Origin of the sequence: Paenibacillus sp. FSL W8-0186 (assembly GCF_037969765.1) — a bacterium.
Classification (GTDB): domain Bacteria; phylum Bacillota; class Bacilli; order Paenibacillales; family Paenibacillaceae; genus Fontibacillus; species Fontibacillus woosongensis.
Genome location: NZ_CP150207.1, coordinates 455452 through 474749 on the forward strand (window position 1 = coordinate 455452; position 19298 = coordinate 474749).

At 51.6% G+C, this 19298-nt stretch carries 15 protein-coding genes; 7 read left to right on the forward strand and 8 right to left on the reverse strand.

What is annotated here, in order from left to right:
* Positions 1-23 precede the first annotated feature (23 nt).
* From MKX50_RS02005 to MKX50_RS02020, 4 genes are all read right to left on the reverse strand, one after another.
* Positions 24-1196 (reverse strand): ABC transporter permease, encoded by a 1173-nt coding sequence (locus MKX50_RS02005; RefSeq protein ID WP_213590830.1) that lies wholly within the window; start codon positions 1194-1196, stop codon positions 24-26.
* A complete protein-coding gene (locus MKX50_RS02010; protein WP_339158270.1) occupies positions 1193-1885 on the reverse strand; it encodes an ABC transporter ATP-binding protein in 693 nt (230 codons plus the stop codon). Before MKX50_RS02010 ends, MKX50_RS02005 begins: the two co-directional genes overlap by 4 nt.
* 14 nt (positions 1886-1899) lie before the next feature.
* Positions 1900-3267, reverse strand: a complete 1368-nt coding sequence (locus MKX50_RS02015; RefSeq protein WP_339158271.1) for an efflux RND transporter periplasmic adaptor subunit — start codon at positions 3265-3267, stop codon at positions 1900-1902.
* Between the two features lie 213 nt (positions 3268-3480).
* Positions 3481-5232 carry an EAL domain-containing protein gene (locus MKX50_RS02020; RefSeq protein WP_339158272.1) on the reverse strand — a complete coding sequence of 584 codons (1752 nt, stop codon included), beginning with the start codon at positions 5230-5232 and terminating at the stop codon, positions 3481-3483.
* 382 nt (positions 5233-5614) lie between these two features.
* Between MKX50_RS02020 and MKX50_RS02025 the strand changes: the two genes are divergently transcribed.
* From MKX50_RS02025 to MKX50_RS02050, 6 genes are all read left to right on the forward strand, one after another.
* On the forward strand, positions 5615-6964 hold the full coding sequence (locus MKX50_RS02025) for a glycoside hydrolase family 30 protein (RefSeq protein WP_339158273.1): 1350 nt from the start codon (positions 5615-5617) through the stop codon (positions 6962-6964).
* 254 nt (positions 6965-7218) lie between these two features.
* Positions 7219-8154 carry an ABC transporter permease subunit gene (locus tag MKX50_RS02030; protein ID WP_339159980.1) on the forward strand — a complete coding sequence of 312 codons (936 nt, stop codon included), beginning with the start codon at positions 7219-7221 and terminating at the stop codon, positions 8152-8154.
* Positions 8155-8172: 18 nt separating this feature from the next.
* Complete coding sequence (locus tag MKX50_RS02035; protein WP_339158274.1) at positions 8173-9060, forward strand: carbohydrate ABC transporter permease; 888 nt, start codon at positions 8173-8175, stop codon at positions 9058-9060.
* A 139-nt stretch (positions 9061-9199) separates the two neighbouring features.
* A complete protein-coding gene (locus MKX50_RS02040; RefSeq protein WP_339159982.1) occupies positions 9200-10873 on the forward strand; it encodes an extracellular solute-binding protein in 1674 nt (557 codons plus the stop codon).
* 538 nt (positions 10874-11411) lie between these two features.
* Entirely contained in the window at positions 11412-13328 is a 1917-nt protein-coding gene (locus MKX50_RS02045; protein WP_213590837.1) for a sensor histidine kinase, read from the forward strand.
* Entirely contained in the window at positions 13303-14907 is a 1605-nt protein-coding gene (locus MKX50_RS02050) for a response regulator (protein WP_213590838.1), read from the forward strand. Before MKX50_RS02045 ends, MKX50_RS02050 begins: the two co-directional genes overlap by 26 nt.
* A 58-nt stretch (positions 14908-14965) precedes the next feature.
* Here the strand turns inward: MKX50_RS02050 and MKX50_RS02055 are convergent, their stop codons facing one another.
* Both MKX50_RS02055 and MKX50_RS02060 read right to left on the reverse strand, forming a co-directional pair.
* On the reverse strand, positions 14966-15805 hold the full coding sequence (locus tag MKX50_RS02055; RefSeq protein ID WP_213590839.1) for a hypothetical protein: 840 nt from the start codon (positions 15803-15805) through the stop codon (positions 14966-14968).
* Between the two features lie 192 nt (positions 15806-15997).
* Positions 15998-16150: a hypothetical protein gene (locus MKX50_RS02060; protein ID WP_213590840.1), complete on the reverse strand. Its 153-nt coding sequence runs from the start codon at positions 16148-16150 to the stop codon at positions 15998-16000.
* Positions 16151-16382: 232 nt separating this feature from the next.
* On the opposite strand from MKX50_RS02060, the gene MKX50_RS02065 reads away from it, so the two are divergent.
* A complete protein-coding gene (locus tag MKX50_RS02065) occupies positions 16383-17180 on the forward strand; it encodes a formate/nitrite transporter family protein (RefSeq protein WP_213590841.1) in 798 nt (265 codons plus the stop codon).
* Positions 17181-17317: 137 nt separating this feature from the next.
* Here the strand turns inward: MKX50_RS02065 and MKX50_RS02070 are convergent, their stop codons facing one another.
* Entirely contained in the window at positions 17318-18973 is a 1656-nt protein-coding gene (locus MKX50_RS02070; RefSeq protein ID WP_213590842.1) for an FAD-dependent oxidoreductase, read from the reverse strand.
* Positions 18970-19260 (reverse strand): metalloregulator ArsR/SmtB family transcription factor, encoded by a 291-nt coding sequence (locus MKX50_RS02075; RefSeq protein ID WP_213590843.1) that lies wholly within the window; start codon positions 19258-19260, stop codon positions 18970-18972. The genes MKX50_RS02070 and MKX50_RS02075 overlap by 4 nt, the downstream gene beginning before the upstream one ends.
* Positions 19261-19298: the final 38 nt, after the last annotated feature.

Here is a 19298-nt window from a genome sequence, read left to right on the forward strand (position 1 = left end):
TGTGAGCTGGACCGAAATGCAGCTTAGTCGGTGCGTAAAGCGTAAATGGGCCGCAGCTTGGCCGCTTTGTTGGCCGGAATCACGCCGAATACGATGCCGATGAACAGCGAGAAGCTGAAGGAGACGGCCACAATCGACATGGATACCTCGGTACTCAAGGTCGACATGCTGGAGATTAGGGCGCTGGCTCCATAACCTAGCGCGACGCCAATCAGGCCCCCGAAGCCGCTCAGCGCGGTAGATTCGATCAGAAATTGGAGCAGAATGTCTCGCTTCTTGGCGCCTATCGCTTTGCGCACGCCGATTTCCCGCGTTCGTTCACTGACCGATACAAGCATGATATTCATAATGCCGATTCCCCCGACGAGCAGGGAAATACCTGCGATTCCTCCCAAGGCCAGCGAGAGCATCTGCGTGGTCGAATTCAGCGTGTCCATCATCTCCTGGGCGCTGAAGACGCTGTACGCATTGTCGGCATACATGAACTTCTCGTCCAGCCAGGCCTTCAGCCGCTCCTGTGTGCTAGAGACGAGCTCGGTTGAATCCGCCTGGACGGTGAAGGAACGAATCCCCCGGCTTTGCAGGAACCGTTCGGCCGTCGAAATCGGAATGAGGATTTTATCGTCATTGGAGCCCGTTGCGCTAGTGCCGATCGTCTCCAACTGGCCAACGATTTTGAAGCTTACCCCGTTTAACTGCAGCGTCTGGCCCACCGGATTATTGATTCCGAAAAAATCGCTGGCCACCTCGGAGCCGATCACAGCTACCTTCATCCGGTATTCATTATCGATATCCAGAATGTAGCGTCCGGATTGGACGTGGAAATTCTTCACCTCTTCGTAGGCTGGCGTAATGCCTTCCACCGCATACGTATCGTTTACGGTTCCTTTCTTCACCGTTGCATTCCCTGAAATGACCGGGGAGACGGCTTTCACCCCGCTGATCTCTTTCAATTCCATAACCTCTTCATAGCTTAATGAAGTGGTCGCCCCCCGGCCCATAATATTAACGGTAAGCAGGTCGGTGCCGAGCCCTTGAAGCTGCTTGGTGATGGAGGACGTCGTGCCCTGGCCGACCGAAACCAGCGTAATTACGGAGGATACGCCGATAATGATGCCCAGCATCGTCAGGAAAGAACGCGTTTTGTTGCCTGCTATGCTTTTAAAGGCCATTTTGATGGACTGGTAAATATTCAAGGCTCATTCCCCCGATCTTCGACGATTTTGCCGTCCATGATCCGGATGAGGCGTTGGGCCTGCTCGGCAATGCTCAGGTCGTGAGTAATGATGATAATCGTATGGCCCAGCCGGTTGAGCTCCTGCATCTTGGCCATCACCTCGGCGCCTGTCTTGCTGTCGAGCGCTCCTGTCGGCTCATCGGCCAGCAGCATCGGCGGCTTGCCTGCAATGGCCCGGGCGATCGCTACTCGCTGCTGCTGGCCGCCCGATAATGCCGAAGGTCGGTTATGCATGCGGTCCTCGAGTCCGACGAGCCGCAGCGACTCCTCGGCAGCCCTGCGCCGTTCCTTGTAGGGGACGTTGCGGTAAATAAGCGGCAGCTCTACATTCTCGAAGGCGGACAGCTTGGGCAGCAGATTATACTGCTGAAAGATGAAGCCGATCTTCTCATTGCGGATTTGCGCCAGCTTGTTGTCGGACAGTTCGCGGACATCCTGGCCATCCAGCAGGTAGCGACCCTCGTTAGCGATATCAAGGCAGCCCAGCATATTCATCAGGGTGGATTTACCTGAGCCGGAGGGGCCGATGATAGCGACGAATTCGCCATGATGAATGGTAAAAGAAATATTTTGCAGCACCGGCATCATTTCTCCCGCCATGATATAGCCGTGGCCGAGGTCCTTAACTTCGATTAACGGTTGCGGCAATTGTGCGGTCAATGTCATTGGAAGCCGCCTCCGCTTCTGCGCATAGCTCCTCCGCCGCCGGACGCGCCGCCGCCAGGTATGACGCCGCCCGTACCTCCGCCCATTCCGCCGAAGCCTGCACCCGGCATGCTGCCGCCAGGCATCATTTGCTGTCCAGCTTGATTGTTGGAGGAAGCGGATCTTCGGACCGTTGGAATGACGACCTCATCGCCTTCCTGCAGCCCGCTCACAATTTCGATGCGTGTCTCGTCATGAACTCCGACCTCGACCTTCTGCATCAGTCCTCCTGCCGGGTTCCCGCTGCTTCCTTGCTGCGCTTGCTGCCTCTGCTGCCCCTGCTGTCCTTGTGGTCCTTGCTGTTCCTGCTGCTCTGGTTCAGGTGACGATACATTCGGATTCGGCTTGCTCCGCCCCGTACTAGCCGGCGCTTCTAGGCTGGAAGCCGTCTTGACAGCGGAAGGAAGGATGACCATATCGTCCTCTCCGACCTTCTGCACAGCCTCGATAGGCAAGGTCAGCACATCCGTTTTCTCTTCCAGAATAATTGTGACCTCCGCCGACATCCCTGCGCGGATGCCTTCGGACTTGTCCAGCTTCACGGTTACATCAAACAGCGACACCCCGCCGGACGCTTTTCCTTCGTTGGCAATGCCGGTAACGACGCCCGCAAAGGTCTGGTTAGGGATAGCATCCAGCTTGACCTCGGCCCGCATGTCTGTTTGCACCTTGGGGATATCCAGCTCATCGATGCTGACGGTCGCGCTTAGCGCTTGATAATCAATAAGGGTGAAGAGTTCATTCCCTTCCTTTGCCCGCTCGCCGGAAGAAATATGGACCGCCGTTATCGTTCCGTCGATCGGTGCAGTTAACGGGTCTGGGGCGATCATATCTTCTTTTAGCGAGGCGATCTCATCCTTAATCGTCTGGATGTTTTTCTCCTGTTTGGTGATGGACAACTTGATAGAGGCGAGCGACTCTTCGGTTCCTCCGTCGTATACTTCACGTTTGTACTTGTCCTGCAATTCCTCCAGATTCAGCTGCTCGTTTTCCAGGGAGGACTCCTTGGCGGCAATGCTGCCGCTGAGATCATTGTCCTCAAAGGTTAGCAGCGTCTGTCCCTTTTGGACGACATCGCCCTCCTTGACCTTCACTTCGGCAACGACGCCTTCGTCTTTTGTACGTACCGTCTCTTCTTCCGTGGAAATAATGCTGCCGGCTCCCGAGACGCTGACGAGAATATCTCCTTTGGCAACCCGGGCTGTGCTCTGTTCCATAACGGGTTGCTGGGCCTGCTTGTCTTTCGCCAATATAATGTAAAGCACGGATGCAATGATCAGGATGGCAGCTGCTCCAAGGCCGGGCCATAGCCATTTTTTCTTCATCACGCCATTCCAACTTTCTTTAAAGTTATGTAGATCCTAAAATTAGACAACTTCAAGAATAGTTTACAGAGCGTAAATGAAACAAAGCTTAATCCAAACTGAATGTTTGCTGAAAGTATGGTAAGCGGCGGCGCGGGCAAACGACGCAAAAAAGGCTTATTGCTAAAATCGCTCGTACGATTTCGCAATAAGCCGTCTAAGCCTTTCAGGCGTTTATTTGCATGTTGATTCATGAAGCACCAGGTCTTCCTTGCAGGTTGCCGTTCTTAGCAGCTGTTCGGCAGCCTGTTCATCCAGCGGCCGGCTGTAATAAAAGCCTTGAATTTGATCGCAGCCGATTTCCTGCAGGAATTTGAACTGCTCCTCGGTCTCAACGCCTTCCGCCAGCACGGTCATACCTAAAGATTTGCCCAGCTCGATGATCGAACGGAGCAGCGAGCTGTCCCGCTGGGAGGAGGGGGTTTCCTGGATGAATGTCCGATCGATCTTGAGCACCTGTAAAGGCAATGTCTTCAAATAGTAAATGGAGGAATAGCCCGTACCAAAGTCGTCTAGCGACAGGCTAATGCCTTTTTCCTTGAGAGAATCGAGCTTTTCTTTAATCATCATCGGATTATTGATGAGCGATTCCGTCAGCTCCAGTTCCAAATATTTCGGGTCTAGTCCAGTTTGCTCCAGTACATGCTTGACCATATGTACAAAATGGGGGTGCCGGAACTGGACCGCAGAGACGTTCACCGAGATCGGAAGTTTCGGGTATCCGGCATCCTGCCATTTTTTATTCGTGCGGCAAGCCTCCCACAGCACCCATTCTCCCAATTGCACGATAAAGCCGGTATCTTCGGCGATCGGAATAAACGAGGCAGGTGAAATGCGCCCCAGCTCGGGATCATTCCAGCGGATCAAGGCCTCTAGTCCGGTAAGCGCTCTAGTAGCTGCGTCGATTTTTGGCTGATAATGGAGCTCGAATTCTCCTTCGGTGAGGGCCCGCGGCAGCTTTTTCTCGATATTGACCCGCTCCAGCAGTTTATCCAGCAGGTAGTAATCGAAATAGTGCGGTCCGTTGAGTACCTCAATTTTGGCTTCCTTCATCGCGAGCTCGGCATGCTTGAGCAGAACGGCCGACTCGCAGCCGTCATCGGGGTAGAGGCTGATTCCCATCCCGAATCCTAGCGTGATTTCGTCATCGGAGAGAATATACGGCCGTCTTAGGACGTCGTTCAACTCAATTGCGGTCTCATGAACCTGCAATGGATCGTCGATGCCGGAGAGCAGGACGATAAAATCATCTGCAAAGCTGCGGCAAATCGGCGTTCCCTCAGCCAAGGTACTCTTGAGTCTCCGCGCTACTTCCTTGAGCAGCTCGTTGCCAGTGCCTTCGCCGTAGCTTTCATTGATGTAACGGAACCGGTTCAGGTTCAAGCGAATGACGGCGGCGGTGCGGACATTCATTTCCGGCGCCTGGAATTCTTTCTTCATCGCTTCCCGGAAGCCGTTATTGTTCAGCAGTCCGGTGAGAGGATCGAAATAAGAGAGCATTTTGATTCTTTGCTCGGAGGCGTCCCGTTCTTCCATTTCCTTGGTAACATCGAATTGCAGGCCGATGAAATAGGTTGGCTCGCCCTCCGAGTTAATGACAGGGCAAATAATGAACTGGTTCCAGAACGTGCTTCCGTCTTTTCTGTAGTTTTTAATCGTCACAGTATCGGTCCGGCCTTCCTTGATCGCCTGCCGGATAACCTCTAAATGGGCTTCATCCGTCTCTTCGCCTTGCAGAAACCGGCTATTTCGCATGAGCACTTCTTCGCGAGTGTATCCGGTAATCATTTCAAAGCCCTGATTGACGTAGACGAGCGGGTTATCCTTTAAATTAGGATCGGTGATGGCTAGGCCGATCCCCATCTTATCAATAGATCTCAGCAGTGTGGCCGAATCGATCAGTGATTCGATACCGGAATGACTCAATATATTAGCCCCCTCAAGTTGACCGCGAATTATGTAGGACTTATGGAATAAGCATATTGGATTATGCCTTAAAAATATCATATTGCGGAAGGTGCAGGAAATCAATGGATAGCGTATATGAAAATCAGGAAAATGGAGCTTTTTGTCGAATTTTTTCAATCCCTTTGGACATTTAAAAGGGGCAGGGCCATGTTACAGCTCCCGGACGGACCGAAATTTCGTATAAGGTCACTAAATTTTGTATTGGTTTGACGGGATAATTCGCTTCATTTTAAGATTTAAGCAAGTTTTTAAGCTTAAAGGTGAAAGCGCATACGAAAGGGCCCCCTATCCCTGGAGTAGGCGCTTTTCTCCATGATACTAAACAAGGAGTGGGTAGGACATGGCCAGACAAGCGAAATGCATTGTGACATCCAAGCAAACGAATGAACGCCTCAAGGAGCAGGGCAAGGTGTCATTTCAGCCAAGGGCTGAGGGGCAGAGTGCCGATTTGGAGCTTCAGCTGGGCTTGCGTTACCAGCGGATCCTCGGATTTGGCGGGGCATTTACGGAGGCAGCGGCTTATACGCTGTCCCGCATGAGCCCGGATAAACGGGAGGAGGTTATCCGCAGCTATTATGATCCGCAGGAGGGGATCGGTTACACGATCGGCCGTGTGCATATTCATAGCTGTGACTTCGCTCTGGAGAACTATACTTACGTGGAGGATTACGATACCGAGCTGAAGACGTTTGACATTGCCAGGGATCGTAAATGGGTTCTTCCTCTGGTTAAGGATGCGGCCCGCACCCGAGGCGGGGATATTACGATGCTGGCCTCGCCATGGAGTCCGCCAGCCTGGATGAAGACGAACGGGGATATGAATCATGGAGGGGCGCTTAAGCCGGAATACCGCGAGGCATGGGCGCGTTACTATACGAAATTTATCGAAGCGTACCGCGCGGAGGGCGTGCCGATCTGGGGAATCACTGTCCAGAACGAGCCGGCGGCGGTTCAGACCTGGGATTCCTGCATTTACAGCGCCGAGGAGGAGCGGGATTTCATTAAAGATCATTTAGGCCCGGCGATGCATACTGCCGGTATGCAGGACGTGAACATTCTCATTTGGGATCACAACCGGGATATTATGGTGGAGCGCGCAAGTGTGGTGCTGTCCGATCCAGAGGCGGCGAAGTACGTCTGGGGAACAGGCTTCCACTGGTATGTGAGCGAAGACTTCGATAATGTCGGCAAAGTTCATGATTTGTTCCCGGACAAAGGCCTCCTCTTCACGGAAGGCTGCCAGGAAGGCGGCGTGAAGCTGGGGGAATGGTTCACCGGTGAACGCTATGGCCGAAACATGATTGGGGATTTGAATAACTGGACGGAAGGCTATCTTGACTGGAATATCGTGCTGGATGAGACGGGCGGACCGAACCATGTGAACAATCTGTGCGATGCACCGATCATTGCCGACACGGTTACAAATACGCTCCATTATAACAGCTCCTATTATTACATCGGTCATTTCAGCAAATTCATCGCTCCGGGAGCGGAACGCATCGGCTTGGAGTCGCGGACAGCAGGCGTGCTCTCCACGGCGTTTGCCAATCCGGATGGGACGCTTGCTGTTGTTGTCATGAATGAAAGCGAGGAGCTGCGGAGCTTTACGCTTGGTCTGGGAGCGGAGGTGCTGGAGGCACGGCTTGAGCCGCACTCCATCATCACTTATGTCATCGATCGTAATGAGTAGATAGAACTCAAATCCCTCTTTGTGGAGCCTGGCGATCATTCGCCAGCTGCTGCAAGGGGGATTTTGCTTTTTTGCGGCCGAAATTTGGAGCCCCTCATACGAAATCTGAAGCCTTACGGCCTAAGGGGATAGATCGTACAATAAATTCAAACACATGAAAATGCTTTCATGGATACGCATAGGAACGAAACGAACAGCTTGGAGGTCAAACTATGGAACTAGAGCAGAGTGCCGAGTCAGCCGCATTGTCAAAGATGGAGAATATGCGCCCCTCGCCGCCTCGCCGCCACTGGATGAGGAAGCTGCACAGGCAGCGGCATATTCAGATCATGGCTTTGCTGGGCATCGCCTGGATCATTCTATTCAACTACGTACCGATGTACGGAATCATTATCGCTTTTAAGGATTACAGGATTATCAGAACCATTGCCGAGGCGCCCTGGGTAGGGCTTGAGCATTTTAAAGCCTTCTTCGAGGACGATAATTTCGTGAACGTTATGAAGAACACGCTGGGTATCAGCTTAATCAAGCTGATCATCGGTTTTCCTCTGCCGATCATCTTCGCCTTATTTCTGAATGAAATACGCTCGCTTCGCTATAAGAAGGCGATCCAGACGATATCTTACTTGCCGCACTTCCTGTCCTGGGTCGTTCTCGGCGGGATATTGACGACTTGGCTGGCGGACGTGGGAATCATCAACAATATATTGTTGGCGCTCAACCTGATTAAAGAACCGATTTCCTATCTTGCCGAGCCGGACTATTTCTGGGGAATCATCATTACGTCCGATATCTGGAAGGAGCTGGGCTGGTCAGCGATTATTTATCTGGCAGCTATCTCCAGCGTATCGCCCGATTTGTATGAAGCCGCTACGATTGACGGGGCGGGAAGGTTTCAGAAAATGTGGTACGTCACGCTGCCATCGATCAAGGGAACGATTTCGATCCTGTTCATTCTGGCTGTCAGCGGCGTCCTGAATTCCAATTTCGATCAAATTCTGGTGCTGCGCAACGCTCTCAACGAGAGTGCCAGCAATGTCATCGATATTTATGTGTACCAGACAGGGATGCTGTCCGGACGCTTTTCCTACTCCACTGCGGTTGGTCTGTTCAAATCGGTGATAGCCCTGATCCTGCTGCTGATCGCGAACAGCGTAACCAAGAAGCTGAATAATACATCACTCTTCTAGAGAAGGAGCCGAGCGGACATGCTGAGTCTCAATCGAAAGACCAAGGGAGAAGCCCTCTTCGACCTGTTGAATAATATTGGAATGCTGTTGATATGCTTCGTAACTTTATACCCGATCTGGTATGTCGTCGTAAACTCGCTGAACGAGGGCGTGGACGGCATGCGCGGCGGAATTTATTGGTGGCCCCGGATATTCAGCTTTGAAAATTATATGGGCGTCTTCCGGAATCCCGGCATTATGACGGCGATGGGCGTTACGGTTGCAAAGACGCTGCTGGGGACAATCCTCCACGTATTTTTTACGGCGATGGTCGCTTATGCCTTCTCCAGGCGGGAGCTGATCGGGGGCAAGATTTATATTTTTATTGGTACGGTAACGCTGTTTTTTGGCGGGGGATTGATACCTACCTACCTGTTGATGAAGGATTTACACCTGCTGGACAATTTCCTCGTATATATTATTCCGGTTATGTTCAGTTTCTTTGATCTCATCATCTTCATGACCTTCTTCCGGGAAATTCCGGATGGGCTGGAGGAAGCGGCGGAAATCGACGGGGCCAACGATTGGTCGATTTTTATCCGAATTATCATTCCGGTGTCGATGCCGGTTATCGCGACAATCTCGCTGTTCCACGGCGTCTATCAATGGAATGATTACTTCACCGGAGTGATTTATATGAACAATATGGATTTGCAGCCGATTCAGACCTATTTATACCGGGTCGTGGCCCAGTCGAGCTCAAATCAGATGGTGGCTCAAATCCCGGGCGGCATTGGCAAAACTGTAACATCGCAATCCATTAAGCTGGCGACGATGGTCGTCACCACGCTGCCGATTGTTTTCGTCTATCCATTCCTGCAGCGCTATTTTGTTAAGGGGATGATGATTGGTTCGATCAAAGGGTAAGCCCGAAGGCGGGAGGCAGCATACGGATGTCAGAAGCCTTCCGCTTCCAAGCGGTAGTCCCTCTTGCTAAATTATAGTGATCCGTTAGCGAGAGTCATATTATACTTATTTCAATGAAGAAAAGGGGTAATCTTGCATGATGGCGAAGCCTAAGACAAAGAGTTTTGCAATGCTTCTCTGCGCGCTGCTGCTAGTTTTGTCGACAGCATGCTCCAGCGGAGGCGGAAGCAAGAACGGGAACGGCGCTGAGCAGCCGAATGGTGAACAGCCGGCCGAGGAAGTGAAATTGACGGAAAATGATCCGGGCTGGAAAGTAGATACGTCGCCGATTACATTTGACTGGTATATCAACTTTTCCTGGTTCCCGAACAAATGGGGCGTAGATATTACAAGCCAGTACGTAACGGAGAAGACGGGGGTTAACATAAACTTCATCGTTCCGGCTGGTAATGAGGCGGAGAAAATGAATACGATGATCGCTTCCGGCAACCTTCCGGACTTCATTACGCTGGGCTGGTATGAAGACGCTGTCAAGCAAATGATCGAGGGCGGCCTGGTGCTGCCGCTCAATGAGCTGGCCGACCAATACGATCCTTATTTCTATAAGGTAACGGACCCGGCGAAGGTTTCGTGGTATACACAGGAGGACGGCAATATTTACGGATATCCGAACTCATCGTCCTCGCCTGAGGACTATAAGAAGTTCGGAGATAATCTGACTTCGACGCAGACTTTCCTGGTGCGCAAGGATATGTATGAAGCGCTGGGCAGCCCGGATATGCGGACGCCGGAAGGATTTCTAAAGGCGCTTGATGATGCCAAGAAAATGTTCCCGAGCATTAACGGGCAGCCGCTGATTCCGCTGGGCATGTACGATTTCCACGAGAAGGGCAACGCGTCTTTCGAGCATTACATTCAGAATTTCCTGGCGGTGCCTCATGAGAAGGATGGCAAGCTGAACGACAGATTCACCGATCCTGATTTCGTAAAATGGCTGAAGACGATACGCAAAGCCAATGAAATGGGATTGCTGGCTAAGGATGTCTTCATCGATAAGCGTCCGCAAATGGAGGAGAAAATTGCTCAAGGCCGTTACTTTGCCATGCTGTATTCGAGGTCAGATTTAGCGGCCCAGCAAAACGCATTGTATGCTGAAGATCCGAATTCCGTATATATTGCGGTAGACGGTCCGGCGAACTCCAACCTGGATCAGCCAACACTGGCGGGGCCATCGATTTCCGGCTGGACGGTCACTTTAATTTCCAAGAACGTGAAGGACAAAGCCCGGGCCATCCGTTTCCTTGATTACATGATTTCGGAAGAAGGCCAGCGGGATACGTTCCTTGGAAAGCAAGGCGTAACCTGGGATACGATCGATGGCAAGGATCAGTTCCTGCCGGAGGTCGAGGAATTGCTGAACAGCGACCGCAGCGCGTTCGATAAGAAATATGGCGCTTCCCATACGTTCTGGATGCTGATGGATACGAACATGACTCCGGCCTGGGCGCCGCCGGCGGTTGAACCGTTCAAGCAAATGGAAGACTGGACTCGCGGCAAGACGGTGAGCCTGTCGCAATACGATCAGATCGATCCGGTCGGCAATTCCGACGAAGGCATTATGAATACGAAAATTTTACAGGAGTGGGGCAAGGTATTGCCTAAACTGCTGTTGGCCAAATCGGATGAGGAGTTCGATCAAATCTGGGAGGCTTACTTGAAGAAGCGCGACGAGCTTGGCTTTGCTAAGGTTCAGGCATACAAGCAGCAGAAGTTTGAAGAGAATGTGAAGAAGCTTGCCGAATTCATTCAATAGGTGAATAGCTTGTTTTGCTACGGGGTACCCCATGTCGGTCTTGGCCGAATGGGGGCCCCTTTGGCCGTATTTTCAAGGATTATAGCATATTGCAAGAAAGCCGCAGCTTTTTTGGTAAAGTCCATTTATATAAATGGATTTGTAGTAGTTAGTTTTTGCAATAAAGAAGGGAAGGCAGATTTAAATGGATTTCATGTCGTTAGAAGCAGGGGAATGGCCAATCATGGGCTGGATTCTTGATTTTAGGTACGTAAAATCCATCTAATCCCCTGAAATCTTCGCTTAGGGTGAATTTAGTTACAAGAATTCCATTTAGTGTACCCGATAGTTTGATAAATGCGTCTTAGTGTACAGGCTGCAGTGTAAGCATCTTAGTGAACAGAAAGTTTGGTAAATGCGTCTTAGTGTAAGCATTTCAGTGTACCGACAGTTTGGTAAATGTCGTCTTGAAGTAAGCATTTCAGTAAACAGAAAAATTTGGTAAATGCAACAGTGATTTTATATAGCGTATTTCCGCGCAGAACAGGAAGTGCAGAGGATGAAGCAGCGTATGATTTCGGCTTTGCAGCCGGCTCTATTCTGGCTTAAGCGCAGATCGATGCAGAGCCGTTTGGTCACTGCGTATATCGTCATTATTTTGATACCGAGCATCATTATCTCCAATTATTTCTTCAATGAAATCAGCAAGACGTATACCCGGGATGCGGTGAAGCAAAGTCAATTTATGCTGGAGCTGGAGAAATTCCATATCCAGAAGCAGATTGAGGTGATGGACTCCGCTGCGCAGATTACGAGACTGGATCAGGAATTGATCGATTATTTAACCCTGAGCGAGGAGCCGGGAACGATCGAACTGCTGGAGCTTTCGCGGGGAACTTTTGCCGATTTCAGCCGGATTCAATTTAATAATCCCAGCATTCTGCATTGGCGGCTGTTCGGCAACAACCCTCTGATTCAGGAAATATGGCCGATTGTGTTCCAGGAGAAACGGATTGAGAAGGAGGCCTGGTTTGCTGAGGCCAGCGCGTTGGGCGGGGCGGAAATGTGGGTGTTCCAGGACGGCGACCGGGACATTATGAAGCGTTATACGTCTGAGCCGAACGTCGATCAGCCGAAAATTTCCCTGCTGCGGGAAATCAATGAAGGGGGCAGGCATGTCGGCATCATCAGCATCGAAATGCTGCTGAAGGAGTTTTCTCCGAAGACGTTTGCAGGCATTGGCGACGTTGATTACCAGATGATGATCATGGACGATAGCGGAACGCTGTTCATGGATCAGCGGCGGAGCATATCCAGCGACAGTGAGGCGTTCGTGAAGGAAGTGCAGCGGCAGTTTGCCGGGCTGCAGCAAAGCGGCGAGGAGACCAGCAGGTTTAATGTGGATGACCGGTCATATTTGATTACGGCATCTCCGGTAGAACGGATAGGGGCTCACTTGATCAACGTGATATCCATGGAAGAGCCGATCAATCACATTGCGCAATTGAAGAAGCAAATTATCGCCGCCAACATTATTCTCATTCTCGTGCTCTCCATCATTACATATTTTTTGAATTCCATGATATTAAAAGGCTTAAGGAGACTGACGGATGCGATGAAAAAGGTGCGCAGGGGCGAGCTCAATACGACAGCTCCACGGCTTGAAGAGAGCGGAGAGGTCGGGGAGCTGGCGCATCACTTCAATAAATTGCTGCAGACGATTAACGAGCTGATCGCTCAGGGTGTGCGGAAGCAGGCGATTACGAAGGAGGCGGAGCTGCGGACGCTGTACAGCCAGATCGATTCGCATTTTCTGTACAACACGCTGGAGAATATCAAGATGCTGGCCGAGATCGAGAATCAGCGGACGATTTCCGATGTGCTGACTTCTCTGGGCGGGATGATGCGCTACAACTTCAAATGGACGGGGGAATATGTCAAACTGAAGGACGAAATTCGTCATATTGAGAACTACATCGAAATTATGAATATCCGTTTTGACGAGCCTGTAGTATTGTCGTTGGACATACCGCCGTATTTTATGGAGCTTGAAGTGCTGAAGATGTCGCTGCAGCCGCTCGTAGAGAACAGCGTTAAATACTCTTGGCCGGACGGGGGAAGCCAGAAGCGGGAAATTAAGATTACGGTGAGAGATTGGGAGGATAGCGGAGTTGTCATCACAGTGGCTGATAACGGAGTCGGCATGGATGAACTTCTTGTCAGCCAGATTAACGCCAGCATTGTGGCCGTCGGATTACAGGAAAGGGAAAGGGTAGGCTTCGAGCGGAGCGAGGAGAAGACGGAAGGGATCGGTCTCAGAAACGTCCATGAACGGATATTGCTCTATTACGGGAAACCTTATGGTCTAGAGGTCTTCAGCGTACAGGGACAATATGCCAAGGTCGTAATGAGAATCCCGAAGGTGCTGCTAACAGGGAGGGGGATGGACATTGAGAAAGCTGTTGATCGTAGATGACGAGAAAAATATCCGGTTAGGATTAAAAATGATGATTGAGCGCGAATTCCCGGGCTCATACGCTATCATGATGGCCACCCAGGGGGAAGAAGCCTTTGGGCTGTACCGCAGTGAAGGAGCGGATATTGTTATTACGGATATCCGTATGCCGGTTATGGATGGAATCGCCTTGATTGAGAAGCTGAGCGAGACGGACAGCGGCTTGCTAGGGGAGAAGCGCTCCAAACCCAACATTATTATTCTAAGCGGCTACGAGGATTTCGAATATGCGCGGGCCGCCATCAAATATCAGGCGCAGGAATACTTGCTGAAGCCGATCCGGCGGGATGAGCTGTTTGTCGCGCTGCGCAAATGCGAAGAGGACATTGAACGGCGTTCCCGGCTAGCCGAGACGATCGCTGGAGCGGAGTCTTACCGCCGGAAGCTGCAATCCAGCCGTTTGCAGGAGCTGCTGCTGCAGACCGGGCTTGCCGATCAGGAGCGGCGGGAGCTGGAGCGGGAAATTGATTTTGCGAATTATACGGTTCCCTTTAATGTTGCCGTTGCAGCCTATAAATACGAGGATGGGCGCGAAATGAAGCGCGGGGAATTGATGGCGCTGGCCGAGGAACTGCTGCAGTTCGTGGAGGGCCTCACAGTGAATGCGGCTTTCCACGACCGGGAGGGCCGGGTCGTCCTGATCGGCAGCTCCAGCGAGAAAATCGCCGAGCTGGCGCAAATCGCGGAAGGCAAGGGACTCAGCGGCCTGCTATTCGGGTTAAGCGAGGTAGGGGAGCATTTGGAGGATATCCCGAAATGCTATGGCCAAGCGCTGGAGGCATTGCAGTATTCCTTCATATATCCCCATGTCCAGTTGATCAGGCATCAGGATATTCAAGGGCCGCGGCTGAATTATGCCGTGCCGGAGGAGGAAATCCGCAAGCTGGGCAACATTCTAGGGACGAATCGTGAGAAGGAGATCAGTCCTTTGCTTCATGCCATTTTCCATAGCGAACAGCTGGCCGAGCTGGATATTCATTATATCGAGCGCATAAGTCAGAGGATCAATGAGCAGGTTCTGGACGAAGTGTTCCGCGTATATGGGGAAGCGTCCGTGGAGGTGCTTAAGCTGTACCGCAAGGTCGGTACGATGAGCCGATTCCGCCATTTTCATGATTATTTCAAATCGTTGGAGCAGCTGCTGTTCAGTCTGCACGAGTATATCAAGGGCATTCGCTCGGCTCACTCCGAGCATGGCGATATGAAGGAAGCGGTGGCTTATATCGAAGACAACTATCATCGCTCCCTGAATATGGCCATCGTCAGCAATCACGTGTCCTTGAACTATTCTTATTTCAGCGAGGCTTTCAAAGCGTTTACCGGAGAAAGCTTCGTCGTGTATTTGAAAAAAGTAAGAATTCGCAAGGCCAAGCAATTGCTGCACGACCATACGCTTAAGCTTGCAGATATCAGCACGGCTGTAGGCTTCGAGACCGCGAAGCAATTCTCTCGCGTGTTCAAGGAGCTGGAGGGAATATCGCCGTTCGAATACCGGGCAAAGCTGCTGTCATGTCAGGATCAGCCGCATTGCCAGGCGTGAGCAGGGCGGACTCGGCAATATAGCGTGCTGTGTGATCGGCGCCTGGTTGCTCCGCCCCTTACTTTGAGTTTATCTTGGCCGCAGCCTTCGCTATAATGTCAGAAATTTGAGTCTCCAGCTTGTGGATGCTTTGTTTATGGGCCAGCACCTGATTCGACAGGTTGATTAAGCGGTTCAGTGTATCTGAGGCTCTCCCGGCATCTTTATTTTTCAGGGCCGTTTTGAAGTTTTTCCATTCGGCAGCTATGCTCTTATTTTTGCTGCTGACCGAGCTTCGCTCCGCTTTTATCTTGATTTTGACGGTGTCGATTTGGGAGAGCACGGAGCGTATTTCCTTCGTCTTTCTCGTCTTCTCGCTCTTAGCGGCCTTTAGCTCTGCTTCCCGGTTTCGAATGTGGAGCCGGGCAAGGTCAATCGCTGGCTTCATTGCGTCGGCCTTCTGCTTCAGCGACTTGTGCAGGCTCTTATCCTTCAGCGATTTGACAGCTGCGGCCTGCTTGTTCAGGGAGCTGTGCAAATCCAGCAGCGGCTGCAGCTTGCTCCGCGCCGACTTGGCTTGATTGTCCAGCTTGAGGATTTTGTCCGCGTCGATATTAGCAATTTGCTTACGGGTCTGGATAAGCCGGGCCTCATTGCTGAGCCGAAGGCTGTTGGTCTTGGTATCCTGGGCTGTTAGCTGCTTATCGAGAGCCGCTAAGTCGTTATACAGCTTCTTCAGGCGTGTTTCCGTGCTGCCGCCCGCAGCCTCCGCCGTTTTATTTAGGGAAGTTCTCACGGAATCGGTAAATTCCATGGAAGCTGCCTTGGCAGAAGGCGCGGGAGCGATAAAGACCTGGATAAGAGTTGCAGTGAACAGCAAAGCTAACCATCGCCGTGTTCCGGCACTACGAATAACCAAATTTCTTCATCTCCTTACCCATCAAGTCATGCGAACGACAAAAAAGCACCTGCAAGAATAGGCGCTGGCGCCTGCTCTTACGGGTGCTTCCGTCGTAAGCTGTTTCTTATGGATGATTTCTGTCCAATATACACGATACAGGATAGAAATGTCAATAAGTTCCTTTTTTTCTTGTGTCTTGGGTCTCTATATTTAATACTTCATTTCCGCCACGGTATGCCGCATGTACTCCAGCTTGCGTAAAATCTCCTTTTGCCATTTCACGTCGCCCAGACGTGTGGCCAGATTCAGCAAATCCAGGTAGTCGTCGACTTGGAGCGAAGCTTTGCGCACTGATAGATTCATAATCGTTACTCTCCTTATGTTAACGTAAATCATATATCATTCTAAGATGCCGACATAACAATAATGATAATCATTATCATACACTCTATTCTCATTATGCACAATTACCCGCCAAAAGTAAATAAGAGAGCAAGGATATCGTACAAAAAAATCGGCAGCGCATCCCAGTCATTTCCTTGACAAGGACTGGGATATATGGAGAATGAGTAAATATCATGATTCGGGAGGCACTATGGAAACAGAATCACTATATAAAGTAGAGGAGCTGGCGCTCAAGAAGCATAAGATTTACAAGCAGAACCCGCTCCATTACATCGCCAGATCCATGCTCGCCAGCATGTTCATCGGGTTCGGGGTCATTGTTGCTTTTAAAACGGGCAACTTCTTCTATATGGAGCATTCGCCGCTAACCTATCCGATGGCTGCAATTACATTTGGCGCAGCTATTATTCTGATCGCTTATGGCGGAGGGGACCTCTTCACGGGGAATACGTTCTATTATTCATTCGCTGCGTTGAGGAGGCGGCTGAAGTGGGTGGAGGCGGCCAAGCTGTGGGTGCTTAGCTACACAGGCAATATTATGGGAGCTGCGGCCTTTGCGCTTCTGATTTTCTTGACCGGATTATTCACGGATTCATCGGTAAACAGCTTTTTGCTCAATGTGGTCGAGCACAAAATGACAACGTCGACGTCCGAGCTGTTCTTCCGGGCTATTCTATGTAACTGGCTCGTTTGCCTTGCCTTTTTCATTCCGATGTCGTTAAAGGGCGACGGGGCCAAAATGTTTGCGATGATGCTGTTCGTGTTCTGCTTCTTCATCTCTGGGTATGAGCACAGCATTGCCAACATGTGTACCTTCGCGATTGCACTTGTCTTGGATCAGTCGGTTACAATTTCGTTTGCCGGCGTGCTGCACAACCTGATTCCGGTGACGATCGGCAACCTGATCGGCGGCGTTATCTTCATGGGGTTCATGTATTACTACGTGAACAAGCCGTATCTGGACGCCGAGGACAAAGAGAAGCTATAGATGAAAGGCGTAAGAGACGGCAAGTAAAAGTTACGCTTCGCTTGGCAAAGGACAACCAACCCGGCCTTGCCTCCGCAGATGGAGGGAAAGGCCGGGTTGGTTTTATTGAGGACAGCTTAGAGCCGCGTGGACAGCCGTTATTGCCCTGGTTTGTATGCGTATGTTTGGTAGGTCACATACCCGCCTGTCAGATTCCGGGTCCGGAATCCGCGCTGGTTCAGGATACGGGAAGCGGTATAGCCGCGAAGGCCGACCTGGCAGTATACCCAGATTTCCTTGTTCGTATCGAGCTCGTCCAGGCGTTCGCGCAGCTCATCAACTGGAATGTTGACGGAGCCCGGAATATGCCCACGCGCATGCTCGGCTTCCGTTCTCACGTCGACGAGCAAGGTGCTGCTCTCATCCCGGTCTTCCAGCTCTCTCGGCAGGAATACGCGCGTCTTGCCGGTCAGCACGTTCTCGGCCGCATAGCCGGCCATGTTAACCGGGTCCTTCGCGGACGAATAAGGAGGCGCATAAGTCAGCTCGAGCTCGGTCAGATCCGCCACGCTTCCTTTGAAGCGAATAGCTGAGGCAAGAACGTCCAGCCGTTTGTCTATACCGCTTTTGCCGACAGCCTGTGCGCCGAGCACACGGCCTTCGGGGCTGAACAGCAGCTTGACCGTCAGCGGGGAAGCGCCCGGATAATAGGTGGCATGCGAGCTTGGATGCACATAGATCGCATGATAAGGCGTTCCAAGACGCTGCAGCGTCTTCTCGTTATTGCCGGTGGACGCACCGGTCAGGCTGAACACTTTAATGATAGAGGTGCCCTGCGTTCCTTTATATGTCGTCCCCAGCCCGCAGATGTTGTCCGCGGCAATTCGGCCCTGCTTGTTAGCAGGACCGGCCAGGGGCACCGCTGTTTTCGAGCCGCTGACGAAGTCCATGGTCTCCACCGCGTCGCCGACCGCATAGACGTCCTCCAGATTTGTCTGCATATGCTCGTTGACAAGGATATGGCCTTTCGGGCCGAGTGCGATACCGCTGGACTGCAGGAAGCGGGTATCAGGTGCTACGCCGATCGCCAAAATGACCAGGCCTGCCTGCAGCTCCGTGCCGCTGGCCAGCTTCACTGTAACCTCGCCATCTGCATCGGCGAAGCCTGTTACGCTGTCGCCAAGATGCAGCTTGACGCCCTGCTGCTCCATCTCCTTCGCCAGCATATTCGACATTTCGGCATCAAACGGCGCCAAAATTTGCGGGCCTGCTTCGACGAGGGCGACATCCAGTCCGATCTCCCGCAAATTCTCCGCCATCTCGATCCCGATGAACCCGCCGCCGATAACGACAGCGGAGCGCTTGCTGGCCGATGTTACCTGCTCTTTGATGCGGTCGGTATCCGGAATGTTGCGCAGGGTATAAATTTGCGGATGATCGATCCCTGGCAGCGCTGGCCGGATCGGCTTTGCTCCCGGCGACAAAATGACCGCATCATAAGCTACCACGTATTCCCCGTGTTCTTCGCTCCGCACTTTGACCGTCTTGGCAGCTGGATCAAGAGAGAGCACCTCGCTGCCTGTACGGACATCAATATTGAAGCGGCGGCGCATCGCCTCCGGTGTCTGCACGATCAGCTTCGAGCGCTCTTTGATCGTATCGCCGATGTAATACGGCAGTCCACAATTGGCAAAGGATATATACGGATCGCGTTCGAACAGCACAATATGCGCTTCCTCGTCCAGCCGGCGAAGCCGGGCAGCTGCCGAGGCGCCGCCTGCTACGCCGCCGACGATCAAAATTTTTCTTTTCATGATGATTCCTCCCCAAATAAAGTAAGGATAAGCTGTCTGACCTGTTCATTTTCGATGGTGTAATGAATTTCATGCCTGTGGCGTTCAGCCTTCACGATGCCGTTCGTCCTTAGCTTCTGCAGATGCTGAGAGACTGTGGATTGCGGAATTTCCAGACAATCCTGCATATATGACACATTGCACGGGCCGTGCTTCAGCAGCCCGCGGGCGATGCAGAGGCGAACCGGGTGGGCCAGCGCTTTAAGCATTTCAGCAGCTTCTTCGTAAGCTTGGAAATTGTTGTCCATGAGCAACCTCCAGATCGGCAATATCTTAATATCGCAAT